General features: G+C 62.8%; 15 protein-coding genes. 3 read left to right on the top strand and 12 right to left on the bottom strand.

Annotated features, from left to right (window positions below):
- Positions 1-138: 138 nt before the first annotated feature.
- From infB to rimP, 4 genes are read right to left on the bottom strand one after another with little or no spacing between them, the layout of a single operon-like run.
- Positions 139-2,733 carry a translation initiation factor IF-2 gene (gene infB, locus IEV58_RS01560; protein ID WP_188407944.1) on the bottom strand — a complete coding sequence of 865 codons (2,595 nt, stop codon included), beginning with the start codon at positions 2,731-2,733 and terminating at the stop codon, positions 139-141.
- Positions 2,730-3,401, bottom strand: coding sequence for an RNA-binding protein (locus IEV58_RS01555; RefSeq protein WP_188407943.1), 672 nt, complete (start codon positions 3,399-3,401; stop codon positions 2,730-2,732). The genes infB and IEV58_RS01555 overlap by 4 nt, the downstream gene beginning before the upstream one ends.
- 24 nt (positions 3,402-3,425) lie before the next feature.
- Entirely contained in the window at positions 3,426-5,036 is a 1,611-nt protein-coding gene (gene nusA / locus IEV58_RS01550; protein ID WP_188407942.1) for a transcription termination factor NusA, read from the bottom strand.
- A 2-nt stretch (positions 5,037-5,038) separates the two neighbouring features.
- Positions 5,039-5,692 (bottom strand): ribosome maturation factor RimP, encoded by a 654-nt coding sequence (gene rimP, locus IEV58_RS01545; RefSeq protein ID WP_188409038.1) that lies wholly within the window; start codon positions 5,690-5,692, stop codon positions 5,039-5,041.
- Between the two features lie 176 nt (positions 5,693-5,868).
- Between rimP and IEV58_RS01540 the strand changes: the two genes are divergently transcribed.
- Complete coding sequence (locus tag IEV58_RS01540) at positions 5,869-6,552, top strand: class I SAM-dependent methyltransferase (protein WP_188407941.1); 684 nt, start codon at positions 5,869-5,871, stop codon at positions 6,550-6,552.
- Here the strand turns inward: IEV58_RS01540 and trmB are convergent.
- The 8 genes from trmB to miaB form a co-directional block, all read right to left on the bottom strand.
- Positions 6,549-7,244, bottom strand: a complete 696-nt coding sequence (gene trmB / locus IEV58_RS01535) for a tRNA (guanosine(46)-N7)-methyltransferase TrmB (RefSeq protein ID WP_188407940.1) — start codon at positions 7,242-7,244, stop codon at positions 6,549-6,551. The genes IEV58_RS01540 and trmB overlap by 4 nt on opposite strands.
- Positions 7,245-7,249: 5 nt before the next feature.
- Positions 7,250-8,422 (bottom strand): methionine adenosyltransferase, encoded by a 1,173-nt coding sequence (metK, locus tag IEV58_RS01530; RefSeq protein ID WP_188407939.1) that lies wholly within the window; start codon positions 8,420-8,422, stop codon positions 7,250-7,252.
- Between the two features lie 103 nt (positions 8,423-8,525).
- Positions 8,526-8,876 carry a helix-turn-helix domain-containing protein gene (locus IEV58_RS01525; protein ID WP_229729113.1) on the bottom strand — a complete coding sequence of 117 codons (351 nt, stop codon included), beginning with the start codon at positions 8,874-8,876 and terminating at the stop codon, positions 8,526-8,528.
- 177 nt (positions 8,877-9,053) lie between these two features.
- On the bottom strand, positions 9,054-10,685 hold the full coding sequence (lnt, locus tag IEV58_RS01520; RefSeq protein WP_188407937.1) for an apolipoprotein N-acyltransferase: 1,632 nt from the start codon (positions 10,683-10,685) through the stop codon (positions 9,054-9,056).
- The gene (locus tag IEV58_RS01515; protein ID WP_188407936.1) at positions 10,682-11,713 is read right to left on the bottom strand and encodes a hemolysin family protein; all 1,032 of its coding nucleotides are present in this window, start codon (positions 11,711-11,713) and stop codon (positions 10,682-10,684) included. Before IEV58_RS01515 ends, lnt begins: the two co-directional genes overlap by 4 nt.
- 11 nt (positions 11,714-11,724) lie before the next feature.
- Complete coding sequence (ybeY, locus tag IEV58_RS01510; RefSeq protein WP_188407935.1) at positions 11,725-12,225, bottom strand: rRNA maturation RNase YbeY; 501 nt, start codon at positions 12,223-12,225, stop codon at positions 11,725-11,727.
- Entirely contained in the window at positions 12,222-13,226 is a 1,005-nt protein-coding gene (locus IEV58_RS01505) for a PhoH family protein (RefSeq protein ID WP_229729234.1), read from the bottom strand. The genes ybeY and IEV58_RS01505 overlap by 4 nt, the downstream gene beginning before the upstream one ends.
- Before the next feature lie 29 nt (positions 13,227-13,255).
- Positions 13,256-14,638 (bottom strand): tRNA (N6-isopentenyl adenosine(37)-C2)-methylthiotransferase MiaB, encoded by a 1,383-nt coding sequence (gene miaB, locus IEV58_RS01500; protein ID WP_188407934.1) that lies wholly within the window; start codon positions 14,636-14,638, stop codon positions 13,256-13,258.
- Between the two features lie 346 nt (positions 14,639-14,984).
- Here miaB and IEV58_RS01495 point away from each other — a divergent pair, with 346 nt between their 5' ends.
- Complete coding sequence (locus IEV58_RS01495; RefSeq protein WP_188407933.1) at positions 14,985-19,172, top strand: ankyrin repeat domain-containing protein; 4,188 nt, start codon at positions 14,985-14,987, stop codon at positions 19,170-19,172.
- Positions 19,173-19,322: 150 nt separating this feature from the next.
- Positions 19,323-20,378, top strand: a complete 1,056-nt coding sequence (locus tag IEV58_RS01490) for a dipeptidase (RefSeq protein ID WP_188407932.1) — start codon at positions 19,323-19,325, stop codon at positions 20,376-20,378.
- Positions 20,379-20,447 lie beyond the last annotated feature (69 nt).

The raw sequence follows: 20,447 nt of genomic DNA, 5'->3' as shown, positions 1-20,447 counted from the left end.
ATGCGCCCTCGTCAGCCGGTGCAGCTCCGGATGTCTCGGGCTTTCGCCCACGGTCGGATCGGGCTTGGACCGATCCGTTCACCGGGGCGGATGTTGGCGCCCGATATCCTTACGGATGGCGCCTGGGCAGCGGGCGCCTCAGAGCGTCCGCTGGATCTCTTCCACGCGATAGCATTCGATGACATCGCCAGCGCGCATGTCCTGATAGCCTTCGAAGGCCATGCCGCATTCCTGACCCGCCTGGACCTCACGGACTTCGTCCTTGAAGCGCTTGAGGGTCGACAGCTTGCCTTCGTGCACCACCACGTTGTCGCGAATGAGACGCACACCGCTGCCGCGCTGCACCACACCTTCGGTGACACGGCAACCGGCCACCTTGCCGACCTTGGTGATGTTGAACACTTCCAGGATCTCGGCATTGCCGAGGAAGGTTTCACGACGTTCGGGCGACAGGAGGCCGGACATGGCCTGCTTCACATCATCCACGAGGTCATAGATGATGTTGTAGTAGCGGATTTCGATGCCATCGCGATCGGCCGCGTCGCGCGCCTGCACATTGGCGCGAACGTTGAAGCCGATGACCGCCGCACCGGAGGCTTCCGCCAGCGAAATATCGCTCTCGGTTATGCCGCCGACGCCGGAGTGGATGACACGGGCCGCCACCTCGTCGTTGCCGAGCTTCTCCAGCGAACCGATGATCGCCTCGACCGAGCCCTGCACATCGCCCTTGACCACGAGCGTGAATTCCTTGCGGCCCTCGGCGGTCTTGAGCTGGGACATCATCTGCTCCAGCGAGCCGCGGGCACCCGTGGATCGGGCGGCCTGCTTCTCGCGGCGCAGGCGCTCGCGGTAGGCCGTGATCTCGCGGGCACGTGCCTCGCTCTCCACGACGGCAACGCGGTCGCCAGCCTCCGGCGTGCCGCCGAAGCCCAGCACCTCGACCGGGGCCGACGGACCGGCATCGGTCACCGGCTGGCCAAGATCGGAGTTCAGCGCGCGCACCTTGCCCCACTGGCTTCCGGCGACGACGATGTCGCCCTGATGCAGCGTGCCGCGCTGGATCAGCACAGTGGCGACGGGGCCCCGGCCCTTATCGAGCTTGGCTTCGATGACGATGCCCTCCGCCGCGGTATTGACGGCGGCCTTGAGATCCAAGATCTCAGCCTGGAGGTTGATCATCTCCAGGAGCTTGTCGAGGTTGAGCTTCTGCTTGGCGGAAACTTCCACCTCGATCGTATCGCCGCCGAGCGATTCCACAACGATGTCGTGCTGGAGCAGTTCGGTGCGGACACGCTCCGGCTTGGCATCGGGCTTATCGATCTTGTTGATCGCCACGATGATCGGCACTTCTGCCGCCTTGGCATGAGCGATGGCTTCCACCGTCTGCGGCATCACGCCGTCGTCGGCGGCCACCACCAGGATCACGATATCGGTCACCTTGGCGCCACGGGCGCGCATGGCAGTGAAGGCCGCGTGGCCCGGCGTATCGATGAAGGTGACCTTGTCACCCGAGGGTGCGGAGACCTGATAGGCGCCGATGTGCTGGGTGATGCCGCCGGCTTCGCCCGAGACCACATTGGTCTGGCGAATGGCATCCAGCAGAGACGTCTTACCGTGATCGACGTGACCCATGATGGTCACGACGGGCGGCCGTGCCACCTGCACGGCCTCGTCATCGCTCTTGGCAAAGAGGCCTTCTTCCACGTCCGATTCCGCCACGCGGCGGACTGTGTGGCCCATTTCCTCGGCGATGAGCTGCGCCGTATCGGATTCGATCACATCGGTGATCTTGATCATCTGGCCCTGCTTCATCAGCAGGCGCACCACGTCCACGGCACGCTCGGACATGCGATTGGCAAGCTCCTGGACGGTAATCGTCTCAGGGATGACCACTTCACGCATGATCTTTTCTTTCGGGCCATCGTTTCGATGGCCGGTAACGCGTTGCATGCGGCGACGGTAGGCCGCGATCGAGCGCGAACGCTCTTCGCCTGCCTCGTGGGCATTGGTCACCGTCAGTCGGCCGCGCTGGCGCTCGCCAGCACTCTTGGGCTTCTCCGGCTTCGCGGGAACAACGGGTGCGCGAACTCCGGGGCGCTTGATGGCGGGGCCACGGCGACGGCCCTCCTCTTCGTCCGCCTCAAGCTTGCGGGCCGAAGGTGTTGGAATAGCCGGCCGCTGCGGCGCGGATTCCTGCCGCTCGGGGGCAGCACGCTTTTCCGATTCCGCCTCGCTCTTGCGGCGAAGCTCGTCCTCAGCCGCGCGGCGACCTTCTTCCTCGCGCTGACGGGCCTCTGCGGCCTCACGCTCGCGGGCCTCTTCGGCGTCGCGTATGGCGCGGCGGCGGGCCTCTTCCTCAGCGCGCTTGCGCTCTTCAGCCTCATAGACCTGTGCCTCGGCAAGCGCCTGGGCACGGGCGTCCTTTTCACTATCGGTCAGCGTGCGCAGAACGACCCCGCTACCGGAGGGACGTCGCGGAGCGGCCCGTTCCGGCTGGCGCGCGGATGGTGCCGAGGGTGACGGCGCAGCCGCGATGGGCGGCACTGGCGTTGGCGCGGGTACAGTCTCACCACCTGGCCCGATGACGCGGCGCTTCACCTTTTCAACCACCACGGTCTTCGACCGCCCGTGGCTGAAACTTTGACGCACGGTCCCCTGTTCGCTCGGACGCTTCAACGTCAGAGTCTTGCCGACACTCAGGGTCTTATCGCCAGGGTTCTTCGTATCAGTCATTCGCCATCCGTTTCCTGAGGGCCGTCCATACCGTTTTCCGCCGCGTCGGACAATCCGGCGGCAAAATTCTCGCGATATCGCGCGAGATCGTCGGCACGGGCGAGAAAAGCCTTGCTCACGGCGTCCGCGATGAGCGCAGCATGTATCACATTTGAACGCCCCAATGCCAAATCCATCTGCGGACCGTCAAAGGGTGCAAGGCGCCGGACCCTACTCTCAAGACCGGCGCGGCGCAATATCTGCTCAATTTTGCGCACTCCGTCCGGCGCGGCGTCCGATGCATGCAGCACGGCCACCGGATCACCGCCGGAAATCAGCGCCTCGACTTTGGAAAAGCCGGTGACGACTTTTCCCGCTTTGTTGGCAAGGCTGAGGAGATCGAGTGCAGCCTTGAGATAGAGCGCATCGACCCGATCCGCAAGAGCTGGATCGACCGCAACCTCCTGCTTCAAGCTCCGGGAAAAGGCTCGGCGCTTGACAGCCTCGGCCACATCGCTCCGGTGTGCCGTCACCCAGACACCGCGTCCTGGCAGCTTGCGCTTGAGGTCAGGCGCGATGCTTCCGTCGGGAGCGCGGACGAAGCGAACCAATTCGGAAACCGGACGCACCTGACGCGTGACGGCACAAAGCCGTTCCGTCGCGCTACGATCGTCCTCCGGTTTCACCATGCCTGTTCCGCGCGCCTCTCATCATCACGCCTGAGGCGCGTCTTCGGCTTCCGCCTCGTCTTCGGCCGGTTCAGCCGGAGCCAGATCGGCCTCGTCGATCCAGCCGGCCGCAACGCGTGCCTGCATGATCATGGCCTCCGCCTCCTCGCGAGACACATCGAAGCCGGTGAGGGCGCCGTCGTAGCGGGTGACTTCGCCGTCCTTCTTCTCTGACCAGCCGACGAGATCATCGGTGGCGCAGCCGGCGAGGTCCTCTACGGATTTGATGTCGTTTTCGCCGAAGGCGACGAGCATGGCGGATGTCACACCCGGAACGGTGCGGAGGGCATCGTCGACGCCCAGCGCCTGGCGCTTCTCCTCATATTCCGCCTCGACACGCTCCAAATACTCCTTGGCGCGCGTCTGAATTTCCTCGGCGGTATCCTCGTCGAAGCCTTCGATCGACGAGATTTCGGCCGGATCGACGAAAGCCAGTTCCTCGATGGAGGTGAAGCCCTCGGCGGTCAGAAGCTGGGCGACCACCTCGTCGACGTCGAGCGCCTGCATGAAGAGCTCGCTGCGCTCGACGAATTCCTTCTGGCGGCGCTCGCTCTCCTCAGCCTCGGTCATGATGTCGATGTCCCAACCGGTGAGCTGGGACGCCAGACGCACGTTCTGGCCGCGGCGACCGATGGCAAGGCTGAGCTGGTCGTCCGGCACCACCACCTCGATCTTTGCCGTGTCCTCATCGAGCACGACCTTGACGACTTCCGCCGGCTGAAGCGCATTGACGATGAAGGTCGCGGCATCGGGCGACCAGGGGATGATGTCGATCTTCTCGCCCTGAAGCTCCTGGACCACCGCCTGCACGCGGCTGCCGCGCATACCCACGCAGGCGCCGACGGGATCAATGGAGCTGTCGCGGGAGATCACGGCGATCTTGGCGCGGCTGCCGGGATCGCGGGCCACAGCCTTGATCTCGATGATGCCGTCATAGATCTCGGGCACTTCCTGCGAAAACAGCTTCACCATGAACTGCGGATGCGTGCGCGACAGGAAGATCTGCGGGCCCCGCGGCTCGCGGCGCACGTCATAAACGTAGGCGCGGATCCGATCACCGGGACGGAACATCTCGCGCGGCAGGAGTTCGTCACGGCGCACGATGGCTTCACCGCGACCGAGGTCGGTGATGACGTTGCCGTATTCCACGCGCTTGACGACGCCGTTGACCACATCGCCAATGCGGTCACGATATTCAGCATACTGACGGTCGCGCTCGGCATCGCGCACCTTCTGCACGATGACCTGCTTGGCCGATTGCGCGGCGACGCGGCCGAAGTCGAAGGGCGGCAGTGTTTCGGAGATGTAATCGCCCGGCTGCGCGGCTGGATTCCTGCGGCGCGCATCATCCGTCGCGATTTCAATCGCGTCGTTCATCACCTCGTCAGTGACTAGGAGAAGCCGCGACAAGCGGATCTCGCCGCTCTTCGGGTTGATCTCGGCGCGCACCTCGGTCTCCGAGCCATAGCGGGAACGCGCGGCCTTGGCGATGGCGTCCTCCATGGCGGCGAGCACGATCTGGCGGTCGATGACCTTTTCACGCGCGACCGCATCGGCGATCTGGAGCAGTTCGAGCCTGTTGGCGCTGACGGCCATGTTCATCTCCCTCGATGACCCGCCGAGGGCTTCTTTCGGCGGTCTTGCAATTGACGGGGGCTGGGATCCTTCCCAGCGGGTTCGGGCGGCGTTTCGCCCGTATGGGCCTGCTTGTTGGCGTTGACACGGCCGAGCGCCGCATCGATCAGATCGTCGGTGAGAACGAGGCGCGCCTCATGGATATCGTTGACGGGCAGGCGGACAAGGCGCTCCTCGCCCTCGCGCACCTCGTCACGTTCCAGGAGGGCAGCGTCACCCTCAAAGCCGCGCAGGATACCGCGAAAGCGCTTGCGGCCGTGGATCAACTCCGCCATCTCGATCTTCGTGAGATGGCCCTTCCAGCGCTCAAAATCCGACAGCCAGGCCAGAGGGCGGTCGATACCTGGCGAGGAAATCTCCAGGTGGTATTCGCCGCTGATAGGATCTTCCACATCAAGCACGGGGGAAATAGCGCGGCTGATCTCCTCGCAGCCTTCGACCGTCATGCTGCCGTCGGGGCGCTCGGCCATGATCTGCACCGTGCAACCGTTCTGAGCGGAAATCTTCACGCGAACGAGACGGTAGCCGAGATCTTCGAGAGTCGGCGTCACGATCCGCGCGACGCGCGCGGCAAGGCCGGTCTCCATGATGATCCGGCGGTCGTCCTCGAGCGGCATTTCCGCCACAGGCTTCTCCCAACAAAAAAGAGCGGGTCCGGCGGGACCCACTCTCATAAGACGATCCTTCAATGGATCAAACTCTGAGGGTCGCATGAAAGCGACGCAAAGAGATATAACCCTTGGGCAACTGCCATGCAAGACTGCCACCTCCGGGAAGACTTGGGACCTGAGCCTTGACCATCGCCAGCGCCTTCGACGCCGTCGCCACGCGCTATGACCGCGAACGCGCGGCATTGGTGCCTCACATCGACCTGTTCTATGACGCCGCCGTCACGCGTCTCTCCTTTCCTGCAGACGCAGCGCTCAGGGTGCTGGATTTGGGGGCCGGCACCGGTCTTCTGACCCGGCTGGTCGCCACCGCTTTTCCGCAGGCGCGACTGACGCTGATCGATCTTGCTCCCGAGATGCTGGAGATCGCCAGCCGTCATCTGGCCGATATGGGCCACGAGGCTCTGATCAGGGTCGGAGACTATGGTACCGAATCCCTTGGCGGGCCTTATGACGCGGTTGTCTCGGCCCTCTCGATCCATCATCTGGAACATGCAGCCAAAGAGCTCTTGTTTCGCCGCATTGAGGCGGCGCTTGCACCGGGAGGTGTCTTCGTCAACGCCGAACAGGTGCTCGGGCCGACACCGGCCCTGGAGGCGGCCTATGACGCCGAGTGGGAAGCTTATGCCCGCCACGCCGGCGCGGCGGAGGAAGCGATCGCTGCCGCGAAGGCCCGCATGACGCAGTACGATCGCTGCGCCACTCTCGACGATCAGCTCGGGTGGATGAAAGCGGCAGGCTTCATCGATGTCGACTGCTGGTGGAAATGTGGACGCTTCGCCGTTCTGTCGGGCCGCAAAGGCCGTTAGCGGCGCTCAAACACGAGGTAGGTCAGTTCGCGGCCTTCGCGTACGGCCTTTGCCTCATAGCGCGTGCGCCGCCAGTGCTCCCACGGTTCGCGGCACGCCTCAAGACCGGAAGCCGTCCAGCGGAAGGCGGCATTGCGGCCGACATGCTCCAGCGTCCACTCCACATAGGTGTCGATGTCGCTGGCGAAGCGGAAGGTGCCGCCCCGCCGCAGCACCCGGGCGAAATGCGCCACGCTGGAATCGGACACAAAGCGACGCTTCCAATGACGTTTCTTGGGCCAGGGATCAGGATAGAGAAGATCGACCCTTCCAAGGCTCTGATCGGGCAGCCAGTTCAGAAGATGGGTGGCATCGTCATCATAGAGGCGGATGTTTTCGATGCCGCCGGCCTCGATGCCTGCCAGTGCCTTGGCCATGCCGTTGATGAAGGGCTCAACGCCGATGAAACCCGTGGCCGGCAGCCGCTTTGCCTCAGACAGGAGATGCTCGCCGCCGCCGAAGCCGATTTCGAGGAAGACCTCAGCCGGCTTGTGCGGAAACAATTCAGACAGATGACCGGGCGCCGGCGTCTCAAGGTCGATCTTGAGACGCGGCAGCAGGGTTTCGCTGCGCTCGGCCTGTCCCGCCCGCAGTGCCTTGCCCTTGCGCCGTCCGAAGAAGGCGCCCGGACGTTCCGGAACGCCCGCCGTCATGCCGATCAGCCGAGTGCGCTTTTGAGCGTATCGGCGAGGTCGGTCCGCTCCCAGGAGAAGCCACCATCCTCTTCCGGCGCGCGGCCGAAGTGGCCATAGGCGGCAGTGCGGGCATAAATCGGCCGATTGAGATCGAGGTGCTGGCGAATACCCCGGGGCGACAGGTCCATGACCTCGCCCAGGATTTTCTCCAGCCTGGCGGGATCGACCTCGCCGGTTTCATGCAGGTCCACATAGATCGACAGCGGCTTTGAGACGCCGATGGCATAGGACAGCTGGATGGTGCAGCGCTCGGCGAGATTTGCAGCGACCACATTCTTGGCGAGATAGCGCGCCGCATAGGCGGCCGAACGGTCCACCTTGGTCGGATCCTTGCCGGAGAAAGCGCCACCGCCATGGGGAGCCGCGCCGCCGTAGGTGTCGACGATGATCTTGCGGCCGGTCAGACCGCAGTCTCCGTCCGGACCGCCGACCACGAATTTGCCGGTTGGATTGACGTGCCAGTCGGTGTCTTCGTTGACCCAATTCTTGGGCAGGACCTCACGGATGTACGGCTCCACGATGGCGCGCACGTCGTGCGAGGTCAGATGCTCGTCGAGATGCTGCGTTGACAGCACGATCGAGGTCGCACGCACAGGTTTGCCGTTCTCATAAGCGACCGTGACCTGACTTTTGGAGTCCGGCCCGAGCGCCCGGGTCTCGCCGGAGCGGCGGGCCTCGGCGAGGCGCTTCAGGATGTTGTGCGAGTAATAGATGGGCGCCGGCATCAGCTCCGGCGTCTCGCGGCAGGCATAGCCGAACATGATGCCCTGATCGCCCGCGCCCTCATCCTTGTTGCCCGCGGCATCGACGCCCTGCGCAATGTCGGCCGACTGGCTGTGCAGATGCACCTCGATGGCGGCCTTTTCCCAATGGAAACCGTCCTGCTCATAGCCGATGTCCTTGATGGCCAGCCGGGCGAGATGAGAGACATAGTCCTTGGTGATGCTCTCGGGGCCGCGGACCTCGCCGGCGATGACGACACGATTGGTCGTGGCAAGCGTTTCGGCGGCAACACGTGCCTCCGGAAACTCCGCCAGATAAGCGTCGACAATGGTGTCGGAGATACGATCGCAGACCTTGTCGGGATGCCCTTCGGACACGGACTCACTGGTGAAGAGATAGTTCGGGCGCGCCAAGGTAGGTCCCTCCGCTCGGTCGATAAAACAAGCTCGTTCGGAAAAACGAACGGCGCCGTCTTCTGACAGCGCCGAAACCAATGGTCAAGCCTGAAGCGTCAGATCACTCGGCAGCTTCCGTGGCGGCAATCTCGTTGACGAGATCGACCACCTTGCGGCGGAGCTTGCCGTTCTTGATCCGCACGAAAGCGCGGTTGAGCTGAAGCCCTTCGGAGGTCGCCAAGAAATCGACCACGAAGTCGGTGGTCGGCGCCTCCACAAAGCCGTTCGCGCTCTCTTCCTCGGCGTTGGGCAGTCCGTCGAAGAAAAACGCTGGCGGCACGCCAAGGATCGTCGAGATGTGCTGCAGGCGGCTGGCACCAATACGATTGGTGCCCTTCTCGTACTTCTGGATCTGCTGGAATGTGATGCCCAACTGCTCGCCGAGCCGCTCCTGGCTCATCCCAATCAGCATACGGCGCATCCGCACCCGGCTTCCGACATGTCTGTCAATTGGATTAGGCACCTTGGTGGGCATACACGTCCCTCATGCGTTAGGGTGCGAAACCCGATCGCGCGTCAGCGGTTGTATTCCTCTCTCAACACCGCCTTTCTGTCAACATAGATCAGGATTACGGAACGTCTTTTTTTCTTAGATCGCCGTCATGGAACGCTTTTTTGAGTTTGGCTGGTTAATATTGCGCCGCCTAATCACGGCACTGACAAAGCACAGGACGAGGAGGATAACGCCCGAGGCCCAGCCGCCCTGGGCGAACAGGGTTGCAGGCAGCGCGGCCGGCAGAACAGCGTCCAGGCTACCGGACGTCCCCAGTGGCATCTGAGCAAGAATTCTGCCGTAGGGGTCCACCACCGCCGACACCCCGGTGTTGGCGGCGCGGATCAGCGGCAAGCCCTGTTCAATGGCCCTGACACGGGACTGCGCGAGATGCTGATATGGGCCGGTGGTGGCTCCAAACCAGCCATCATTGGTGACATTGAGCAGCATGTCGGGCCGTGGGCCGTCTCCGATGAGGTTGTTCGGGAAGATCGCTTCGTAGCAGATCAGTGGCGTGGCCGTCAGACTCTCGCTCAAAGCGATCGAACGCCGTTCCCGGCCCCAGGAGAAACCACCCGGCAGCCGTGTGATCTGCGTGATGCCCATGGCTTCCAGCTGCGACTGGAACGGCAGGAATTCGCCAAAGGGCACGAGATGGAGCTTGTCATAGGTGGCGATGATGGCGCCGTCGGAACTGACGGCGTGGATCGAGTTGAAATAGCGCCTGCCACCGGCCGCGCCTTCCGCCCGCACCGCGCCTGTCACCAAGGTAACGCCATCGGGCAGAAACTGTCCGATGCGGCCAAGCGCTTCCGGCGTTTCCGACAATAGGAAGGGAAAGGCGGATTCCGGCCAGACAAGAAGCGTTACATCCTCGATCCCGCTGCGTTCGGGGCCGGTCGCGACTTCACTGAGCGTCAGATAGCGCTGAAGGATCCGCTCGCCTTCGGACGGACGAAACTTGTCGTCCTGCTGCACGTTCGGCTGCATGATGCGGACCAGGACATCCTCGCGAAAGGCCGGTTCAGCCAGTTGAAGGCGCAGAATCCCGAAACCGGCCAGAATAATCAGTGCCACAGCCGCCAGCGCTGTCGGCGCCCACCGGCGCGGGGCGTCCAGAAGTGTCGCGGGGGCTGCGAACACCAGGATCGTGATGACTGTCAGGCCTTCCAGCCCGATGATGGACGCTGCCTGGCCGAGGAATTGATTGTCCGCGAGCGCATAGCCGAAGGAATTCCATGGGAAGCCGGTCAGGATGTGGCCCCGCAACCATTCAGCGACGCCTAGGGCGCCGGCCAGGGCGAAAATGCGGGCGGAACCGGCTGACCAGAGCAGACGCGCCAGACCTGCACCAAGAGCGTGGAAGAAGGCCAGACCGGCCGGCAGCGCGATGACAGCGAAAGGCATCAGCCAGGCATGCGCCTCAGCATCGACCAGAAAGGCCGCTCCCGTCCACCATAAGCCGGCGAGGAAATAGCCGAAGCCAAACCACCATCCGGATCGGGCGGCGGCGAAAACGGCACGGCTGGTGCCACCCGCGGCTCCAGCGCCGTCGATGAGCCAGGTAAGGACGGCGAAAGAGAGGATCAGTACCGGGAATGCGCCGATCGGCGCCATGGCAAGCGCGCCAAGCGCACCGGCGGCGCAAGCGGTGATCGCGCGCGCAATGCCCCATTGGAGCGTGACCCGATCGCGCGCTCCGACAAGAGCGGACGCCACACCGCTCATAGTTCGGCTCGGTACTCGGCGCCGTTATCCTTCGAGGCGCGCCCCTGCCCCCGCGAGCGCGCTTCCATGGCGTCTATCGGCTCAACACGGCGGACGATGCGCACCCGCTTGATACGCCGCGGGTCGGCATCCAGAACCTCGAATTCCAGTTCCGACGGACCTGAGACGATTTCACCGCGTACCGGCACACGGCCAGCCAGGGTGACAAGCAGCCCGCCAAGGGTATCAACATCATCGGCGGCATCCTCCTCCTTGAAGTCGATGCCGAGCATTGCTTCAACTTCTTCGAGGGCCACGCGCGCATCGGCGATGAATCCGTCGCCGACCGGCTGGATCATGACGACCGCGTCCTCATCGTGCTCATCCTCGATGTCACCGACGACCATTTCCACTAGATCTTCAATGGTGACGAGCCCGTCGGTGCCGCCATATTCATCTATCACAAGCGCCATATGAACCCGTGTCGCCTGCATCTGCGCCAGAAGATCGATGGCCGGCATGGAGGGCGGGACGTAGAGGACCTGACGGACGATGTCGAGATCGTTCAGGATCTGGCTGAGATCCACCTTGGTGAAGTCATAGGACCCGCGCGCCCCGGCGTCGGCCTCCACCACCGCCTGCGCGGTCATATGGGCCAGGAGGTCCTTGATGTGGACGATACCGAGCGGCTCGTCCAGCGTCTCGCCATAGACCGGCAGGCGGGAATGTTCCGCGGAGCGGAAGATATCGAGCACCTCGCCGATGGAGGAGGCCGATGGCACCGAGATGATGTCCGGCCGTGGCACCATGACGTCATCGACCCGCAAGCCTCTCAGCCCAAGCACGTTCTTCAGCATGGCCCGCTCTTCGGGCGTGAAGTCCGGCGTCAGCACCTGCGCTCCCGTGAGTGCGTCTTCCAGATCCTCGCGAATGGTGGAGGCTGAAGGCTTCAATCCGAGGAGGGTGCGGAGGCGATCGATCAGGCCGTTGGAACGGCCCGCGGGTGAGGCAGAAACGGTATTGGATCTACTGGAATCGTCGGTGGACATAGCGGGTTCGGTCAGACATCCGTATCGGCATAGGGATCTGGTATTCCCAAGGAGGCGAGCGCGTTGCGCTCATGGTTTTCCATCTCTTCGGCGTCTTCATCCGTCATATGATCATAGCCGAAGAGATGCAGGACACCATGGATCACCAGATGAGCCATATGGTGTTGAAGGGGCCGGCTTTCATCCGCCGCCTCGCGGGCAACGGTGGTGTAGCCGAGGATCACGTCGCCGAGATGATGCGCGGTTGCGGTCGCATCCGCCTCGACGCCGGGAAAGGATAGCACATTGGTGGGGCTGTCCTTGCCGCGAAAATCCCGGTTCAGCGCCTGTACGGCGGCATCCTCGGCGAGCACGACGGACAGTTCAGCGTCGGGACGAGCGGTCAGCTTCGCGGCCGTGAACGCGGCCGCGACGGCTCGTCGAACCACTTCCTCGGCATCGGGGAGAACATCGGTCCAAACCGATGAGTCAACTCCGACATCGACGACGACGGGTGGTGCGGCAGGTGTCATTCCCGCACATCCGCGCGAGGTGCCGCCTCATAGGCCCGGACGATGCGGGCGACAAGTTCATGACGCACCACATCGACGTCGGTGAAACGGCAGATGGAAACGCCCTCGACCCCGTCCAGCAGGCGCACGGCCTCGGCAAGGCCCGACGTCATGCCGTTGGGAAGATCGACCTGGCTTGGGTCGCCGGTGACGACCATGCGCGATCCTTCACCGAGGCGTGTCAGGAACATCTTCATCTGCATGGAGGTGGCATTCTGCGCTTCATCAAGGATGACAGCCGCATGAGCCAGGGTGCGGCCGCGCATGAAGGCCAGCGGCGCCACCTCGATAATGCCGTTCTGCAGCCCCCGCTCCACACGTTCCGGCGGCATGACATCGTGCAAGGCATCATAAAGCGGCCGCAGATAGGGATCGACCTTCTCGCGCATGTCGCCCGGAAGGAACCCGAGACGCTCACCCGCCTCGACCGCCGGACGCGAGAGGATGATGCGGTCCACCTCGCCGCGTTCCAGCAGCTGGGCGGCATGGACCACGGCAAGATAGGTCTTGCCGGTGCCGGCGGGGCCGACGCCGAAGACGAGCTCGTGGCGGCCGAACGCGCGAATATAGGCATCCTGCGCAGGGGTTCGGGCGGAAACGCTCTTCTTGCGGGTCGACAGCTGAGCGAAGATGCCGGCCGGCTCGGCAGCCGTCGGCGCGGTGGGGAAGAGCGACCCCTGCGCGGCGGTGAGGCGAATGGCGCCGTCCACGTCTCCCAGGGCTACATTGCCACCCTTGCGGATACGGTCATGGAGCTTGCGAAGGACGCTGGATGCCTGTTCGCAGGCTTCACGTGGGCCACGGATGGCAAGGAGATTGCCCCGCGGCGTGGCGCTGATGCCAAGGCGGCGTTCAAGGAAGGCGAGGTTCTGGTCGTGGCTGCCGTAGAGCGCACTCGCTATCCTGTTGTCGTCAAACGTCAGCACAATCTCGCCGCCCTGATCGCCGTTGGAATCGGCGATCCAGGTAGAACCCCAAGACGCGGTCTCGCTCAAGCAGTGGCCTCCATCACATCGGTTGCACGGGTCTCAGCAGGCTTGGCATTGACAGGCACGGCGAAAAAGCTGTTGCGGGCGACGTCCGTCACCCGAACGGTCACGATATCGCCCACCGCATGTCCCGCGCCGTCGATCTGCACGGGTTGGAGATAAGGCGAGCGGCCGGCGAGCTGGCCCGGACGTTGACCAATACGATCGAGAAGCACGTCCAGTTCCCGGCCGGCGCAGGCGCGGTTGAACTCCTGGCGCTGCTCTTCCAGCAGGGCTTGGAGGGCATAGAGGCGGCGGTCCTTTTCCGCCTCGGGTACCTGGCTGTCCATGTCGGCCGCCGGCGTTCCCGGCCGCGGCGAATATTTGAAGGAGAAGGCCGAGGCGTAGCGGACGGTGCGGACCAGATCCATGGTGGCCTCGAAATCGGCCTCGGTCTCACCGGGGAAGCCGACGATGAAGTCGCCGGAAATGGCGATATCGGGGCGCACCTCGCGCATCCGCTCGATGATGCGGATGTATTCCTCCGCGCCATGCTTGCGGTTCATTTCATCAAGGACGCGATCGGAGCCCGCCTGCACCGGCAGATGCAGGTAAGGCATGACCTGCGGCAGGTCGCGGTGCGCCCTGATGAGATCGTCGGTCATATCCCTGGGATGGCTCGTCATGTAGCGCAGGCGGGCGATACCGGGAATATCGGCCAGGCGGTGCAGCAGCCGCGCCAAGTCCCAGGTCCTGCCGTCCGGCCCTTCGCCATGGAAGGCGTTGACGTTCTGCCCCAGCAGCGACAGCTCGCGCACGCCCGCCGCGGCCAGCCGCTCCGCTTCGGCGACGAGAGCCGCCACGGGCCGGGACATTTCCGCGCCGCGGGTGTAGGGCACGACGCAGAAGGTGCAGAACTTATCGCAGCCCTCCTGGATCGTCAGGAAGGAAGTGACGCCGCGCGCTCGGGGTGCCGGCAACACACGGAATTTGTCTTCGACGGGAAAATCGGTGTCGACCACCTTCCCGGAACGGGCATCGGACAGAAGCTGCGGCAGCCGGTGGTAGGCCTGCGGGCCTACGACAAGATCGACCACCTTGGCGCGCTTGAGGATCTCCGCTCCCTCGGCCTGGGCCACGCAGCCGGCCACCGCGACCATGACGTCCTTGCCATCCTCGCCACGGTTTTCCTTCATCTCGCGGATACGGCCAAGCTCGGAATAGACCTTGTCGGCGGCTTTCTCGCGGATATGGCAGGTGTTGAGAACGATCAGGTCCGCATCGTCGGCACTGTTTGTCTCGACATAGCCCTGCGGCGCAAGCGCATCGGCCATACGCTGGGCGTCGTAGACGTTCATCTGGCAGCCGTACGACTTGACGTAGAGCTTGCGGGGTCTTTCGGTCATGCCTCTCGCTGGGGGCGTGGATCGCCGGTCGGAGCGTCCTTCTGGCTCTCTACCTACCGCGATTTGCCACGTCTGAGAATAGCGTCAGAGCAACACGGCCGCTCCCACACCCCTGAAATGCGGCGCCCGCGTCTAAAGTCCTGATCCGTTTCATCAATGTTTCGCAAAACTGTTGTGAAGCGCTGCTATCCCCCGAGCCAGACATGCTTAGCGCAAACTTAACCCGTCTGCGCTGAACGCTTCGCCTGCCAAAGGCCATCTTCGCCGCAGACTGCTGCGCAACAGCGCCAGGGACATCCGCAGAAGATGAAGGCAGCCGAAGCCACGAACCAAGGGGGAGTGGGTTATGGTCGCTGCGTTGCGTCGGCAAGCTTTCGTGCCGCTATCGGGCGAGGATGGGCTTGAGGGGCTGTTCGGGCTTCAGATCAAAGCGTCAACCGATCGTCAGGGTACGGCGGCGGAGATTCAGCTGCGCGACGCGCTCAAGAGCGGCAACATGCAGCTGGCGGTCCAGATCATCAACAGCGGCACCGTCGACATCAACTGGGTGGACAGCCAGAACGGCTGGAGCTTCCTGCACTATGCGGTCTCCACCGACGGCGGCCTTCCCGCCATCGAGCATCTGGTCAAGGCCGGCATCGACATCCGCCTCACCAATGATGATGGCGAGACCGCCATCGAGATGTTCGACACCCGTTATTTCGCAGTCCTGCAGGAGAACGGCTACGACCTGGAGTACATCAAGTTCGCGACCGGCGCCGCGAAGTGGATCAGCGACAAGGCCACCGAAGAGATCAAAAAGATCGCCGAAGGCGGCATGGACAAGGTCGGCGACTTCATGGAGGTCAACAAGTGGCGCGCCGCCGGCGGCAGCCTCATTCCGATCATGACCAAGGTCTCGCTGTTCGACGTCCTTCACCTCAGGCCCGAAGACCAAGTGTGGTTCGTCAAGGACATCCTCGGCAACGACGGCCGCGTGGAGGAGATGATCGAAAACGGCGAGATCGATCCGGAAGCGCTGATGGCGGAGGAGCTCAACGGCGAGACACCCTATGTCTTCTTCCAGCGCATGGCTGACAACGAAGAGATCGCTGAGGCCGACCGCACCCGCTTCCAGGAGATCGCCGATGTCCTCAAGGGCAAAAACGCGCCGGGAAGCGAGCCGAAGCCGAAGCCCAAACCAACTCCCGAAGAGAACGGCTGGGTGGCAGGACCTCTTGGTCCGGACACACAAATTCCGAAGGACGACCACCGCACGGCGGAAGAGATCGCCCGGGACAGCAAGGTCTACAGCCAGCTTCATGAGAAGGACCGCAAGGACCTTCTGGAGTTCATCGGCAAGGATGTGAAGGACGAGCGGCGGAAGGTCTATCTCGCCGTCGCCGTGCTCAACCATATCGAGCACTACAATGAGAACGGTGACGCGATTTCGCCTACCGGAGAGGGCGTGATCGATGGCTGGACCCGCGCCGACCGCAATGACTCCAAGTCAGAAGCCGTGCACGGTACCGAGGCCGGCCGCTTCCAGGACTTCCTGAAGTACGGCTGGGGCAACCTCAAGGGCGACAGCCTGCCTAATGGCCTGCCGCCGAAATTCGGACCGCCGCCGGAGCACCTGACGCCGTCCGACACCGATAAGTACCGACCGGAGATCGGGCCTCTCGGGCCGGATGTCGAAATCCCTGACATCGACAAGCGCACCGCCCAGGAGATCGCCGAGGACAGCCTGGTCTTCAGCCAGCTCCACGAGAAGGATCGCAAGGCGCTGCTCGAATTCATCGGCAAGGATGTGAAGGACGAACGCAAGAAGATTTATCTTGCCGTGGCCGTGCTGAACCACATCGAGCACTTCGACGAAGACGGTGAAGTGATTTCCAGGTTCACTGACGAGAGGGGCAACGGAAAGATCGATGGCTGGACGCGCGGGGATCGCACCGACGACCAGTCTCACGCCCAACATGGCACCGAGTCCGGCCGCTTCCAGGACTTCCTCAAATATGGCTGGGGTAACCTGAAAGGCGACAGCCAGCCTAACGGAATGCCGCCTGACCATGAAGCGCCGGAAGGGCCGCCCCCCGCCACGCCTGAGGAAGCAGAAGCTCAGAGACTCGTGAGAGAATTTCCGCTGCTGGCGAACCTTGCGCCCAATGACAAGGCAGCGCTCAAGAGTCGCGTCGGTGATTTCGATAAGGATCCCGCGGCTGCCCGCATCGCCATTGAAGTCCTGAACCACATCGAGCGCTACGACGAGCAAGGCAAGCCGATCGTGGGTGGTGGGACCATTGGCAACGGAAAGATCGATGGCTGGACCCGCGCCGATCGAAATGATCCGCAGTCACACGCCCAGCACGGCACGGAAGCCGGCCGCTTCCAGGATTTCATCAAATACGGCTGGTCCAGCCTCAAGACGGAGACGGACGCGGGTGCGATAGCGGATATCGAGGACCTGGAGAACCTCGCGGACGGCGTCGGCGACGATTTCGGCAAGTTCGAAGACTTCATGAACCAGCTTCAGGAAAGCGTCTACTACGGCATCATCAGCGAGGCCGGCCTGCCGGCCGACAAGAGCGACTTCATCGCCAACCCCGACGCCTATTCAACCGAGGAACGTGCAGCCGCCGCGCTCGAGCTGATGATCATGCGGGAGCGCATCGGGGACGGCATCCAGCACTATTCCGAATATGGCGTTGTCCACGGCACCAACCACTATGGACGCGGCAAGATCACACTTCATACCGATCCGCAGAAGGTCATGGCTGAGATCGATAAGGTCATCGGCAAGCTGATAAACGACGATGTATCGGCCTTCATTTCCGAACGTGAAATGGAGGAACTTCAGGAAATCACGGGCAAAAGCTCGAAGTTGAAGGAATTCCTGGGCGACAAGGTTGATGCGATGCGCGACGATGCCTGGGGCCTCGACAAGATGATCGAAAAGGCCGACATCGGAGACAAGATCGATCGTTTCCGTGATCTGTCCAAGAAACTCGAGGAGCTCGACGACTCCGACACAGAAGAACGCGAGCGGCTCGAAGGCGAGCTGAAGGCGGTACTCCTTGAGATGGAAGGGCCGCTCATGGGCGCATTGGGCGCTTATATGGATTTGGCAATCACCGCCAATGTAGGAGCGGGCGAGAACAAAAATCTATATGACGACATGCTGGCCATAGATCCCGCCGACAGCAAGTATTTCGATCTCATCACTGCATCCTACGACGCTCTTGTCGCAGACCCACATGCGCTGACCAAGCTGGTTGAAAGCGGGCTGACGCAAGAAGAGGCCATCTTCCAGCTGAATGGCCGCGCCTCGATCTTCGCAAGCTACGGCTCGGATCCGAGGGAGATGAGCGAGCATATCAACGCCAACATCCAGAGCTACACTTTCCAGAATACGAACGCCGACGAACTGGTCGGCATCATCCTGAAAGAGGACGGAAGCCTTGATGAGGAGCGGCTCACCGAGGTTATCGACAAGATCCGGCAGGAAGATCCCGACAGCCCCCTGATCAACGGTGATAACGCAGGACTATCGACGGCTCAGATCATCACCGGCCTTCGCAACGTTTGGGATACGTTCCGAGGAACCGGCAAGCTGGACTTCTCGCTTAAGAAATTTGAGGAGTGGGCGAATGATCCAAAGTATGCGGATAGAAGAAAAGAATTCTTGAAATACGCCAAGTGGCGGCCGCTGAGCGATGACGCCAGTCTGCACAAAACCTTCGCAGCCGGCGCGATGCATCTGTTCAGCGGTGTTCTCGCGGCAAGCGCCATGATCGCCAAGGGTGCGGCCGGTGATATCGAACCTGCGGACATCGTGTCGGCGCTCGGCAGCGGCCTTCAGACCATCGGCCTGTCAGGAGAGGCCTGGACGTGGAGCGTCCGCGGTGAAGAAGGAAATGCGAAGCTCACTGACAAATGGAACAAAACACGTGAGAATTGGCGCTACCATCGCGGAAATTATCCTCTCGATCCCAACGCGGTTTATCCTGACGATCATCCGAAAGCTGGGCAACCAGACTATTCCAAGCGACCCTGGACAGAAGACCTGGTCAAAAGGAGAGTAGAAAACTTCAAGCATTTCGCGCGTTTCGTTGGCGCCACGGGTGGTGGATTGATCCTGGGCGCATCCATTTACCTGGGAATGCAGCTGCTGAACGAAGGCGAGGAGGAACTCGCCGCCGTGACATTCGCCGCAGGCGCCGCGAATGCGTCCACATTGATCCCCTCCTATCTGCAATCCATGGTACCCATGTTCACAGATGCCAGCGGTGGTATTCCCCGCCTTGGCTGGGACAAGGCAAAGGTCGGCAGGATCATCGGCCGCATCGGCGTCATCGGCGGAGGATTGATGATGACCCTCAATGTCGCGGCCTTCTTCGCCTTGTTTGCTGTCACGGCCTGGCTGGGCATCAAGGAAGACATGGAGACCGAGGACTACTTCGCGAGCTTCACGCCGACGCTGGCGGAATACGGGATCGATGGCGGCTATGATTCCTGGTGGGATGAGGACGACGGCCCGACCAACGGAAGCTGATCGTTACGATTTGGCGGTGGTCAGAAAAACGGGGCAGCATCTGCTGCCCTGTTCTTTTTTGGATGCCTAGCCTCCCGGCACTGTCATCAGACATTGCGTGCCGCATACAGCCACGTTTAGCGTGACCTCTCCAGCCAGAGAGGGGGCCTCTTGTCCGATATCATCCCGATCTTCGACGGCCACAACGACGTCTTGCTTCGCTTGCGCCAGGCCGGCCTGCAGAAGGCGGCACAACGCTTCATACGCGGTGGCAACACCGGCCACCTCGATCTGCCCCGTGCACGGGAAGGCGGTTTCGCCGGTGGCCTGTTTGCTCTTTATGCGCCCTCGCGCCGGGACCTCGACTTCAATCTTTTCCGCGGCGCTAGCTACGAGGTTCCTCTACCGGCCGAGGTTCCGCTCGAGGACGCCCGAACGGCGATGATCGAGATGGCCGCGCTCCTGATCCGCATCGAGCGCGAATCGAAAGGCGCGCTATCGCTGTGCCGGACCACCACGGAGATCGAAGCTGCCATGGCGCGCGGATCATTGGCTGCGGTCATGCATATCGAAGGCGCCGAAGCGATCGACCCCGACTTGAGCTTCCTAGAGGTGCTATACGCCGCCGGCCTTCGCTCCATCGGCCCCGTCTGGAGCCGCAACAACATCTTCGGTGACGGCGTGCCGATGCGCTTTCCGAGCTCGCCCAACATCAACGGCGGCCTGACGGAGGCGGGCGAGGCGCTGGTGCGTGCCTGCAACCGCATGGGCATCCTCGTCGATGTCTCGCATATGACCGAGCGCGGCTTCTGGGATGTGGCCCGGATTTCCGAGGCACCTCTGGTGGCGACCCATTCGAACCTGCACAGCTTCTGTCCTTCCTCACGCAACCTGACGGAGCGGCAGTTGGATGCCATCCGCGACAGCGACGGGCTCGTGGGGGTCAATTTCGCCACCTGCTTCCTGCGCGAGGACGGCCGCATGGATGAGGACACCGATCTGGACGTTGTGGTGCGCCATGTGGACGGGCTCATCGACCGCCTGGGTGAAACCCGCGTCGGCTTCGGCTCGGACTACGACGGCGCCATTGTTCCGCGAAGCCTGAAGTCGGTGGCGGACCTTCAGTCGCTGATCAGGGCGCTGCGCGACCACGGCTATGACGATGGCACGATCCAGCGCCTTGCCAGCGGCAACTGGATGCGGGTGCTGCGCCAGACCATCGGCTAGCATCGTAACAGACGTTTCCACCGGTGGCCGCTGGCTCAACCGGCGGAAGCCCTTTAGCCTGCGCACGGA

The sequence above is a fragment of the Agaricicola taiwanensis genome (assembly GCF_014635245.1).
Lineage (GTDB): Bacteria > Pseudomonadota > Alphaproteobacteria > Rhizobiales > Methylopilaceae > Agaricicola > Agaricicola taiwanensis.
The sequence above is the reverse complement of the archived record's forward strand: the minus strand, read 5'-3'. Positions and strand labels throughout refer to the sequence as shown.

Coding starts and splice junctions, on each gene's coding strand:
- IEV58_RS01555 (WP_188407943.1), bottom strand. CDS start 3,401: ATGGTGAAACCGGAGGACGATCGTAGCGCGACGGAACGGCTTTGTGCC.
- miaB (WP_188407934.1), bottom strand. CDS start 14,638: ATGACCGAAAGACCCCGCAAGCTCTACGTCAAGTCGTACGGCTGCCAG.
- rimP (WP_188409038.1), bottom strand. CDS start 5,692: ATGCCGCTCGAGGACGACCGCCGGATCATCATGGAGACCGGCCTTGCC.
- IEV58_RS01525 (WP_229729113.1), bottom strand. CDS start 8,876: ATGCTGATTGGGATGAGCCAGGAGCGGCTCGGCGAGCAGTTGGGCATC.
- IEV58_RS01495 (WP_188407933.1), top strand. CDS start 14,985: ATGGTCGCTGCGTTGCGTCGGCAAGCTTTCGTGCCGCTATCGGGCGAG.
- infB (WP_188407944.1), bottom strand. CDS start 2,733: ATGACTGATACGAAGAACCCTGGCGATAAGACCCTGAGTGTCGGCAAG.
- ybeY (WP_188407935.1), bottom strand. CDS start 12,225: ATGACACCTGCCGCACCACCCGTCGTCGTCGATGTCGGAGTTGACTCA.
- trmB (WP_188407940.1), bottom strand. CDS start 7,244: ATGACGGCGGGCGTTCCGGAACGTCCGGGCGCCTTCTTCGGACGGCGC.
- IEV58_RS01515 (WP_188407936.1), bottom strand. CDS start 11,713: ATGTCCACCGACGATTCCAGTAGATCCAATACCGTTTCTGCCTCACCC.
- lnt (WP_188407937.1), bottom strand. CDS start 10,685: ATGAGCGGTGTGGCGTCCGCTCTTGTCGGAGCGCGCGATCGGGTCACG.
- nusA (WP_188407942.1), bottom strand. CDS start 5,036: ATGGCCGTCAGCGCCAACAGGCTCGAACTGCTCCAGATCGCCGATGCG.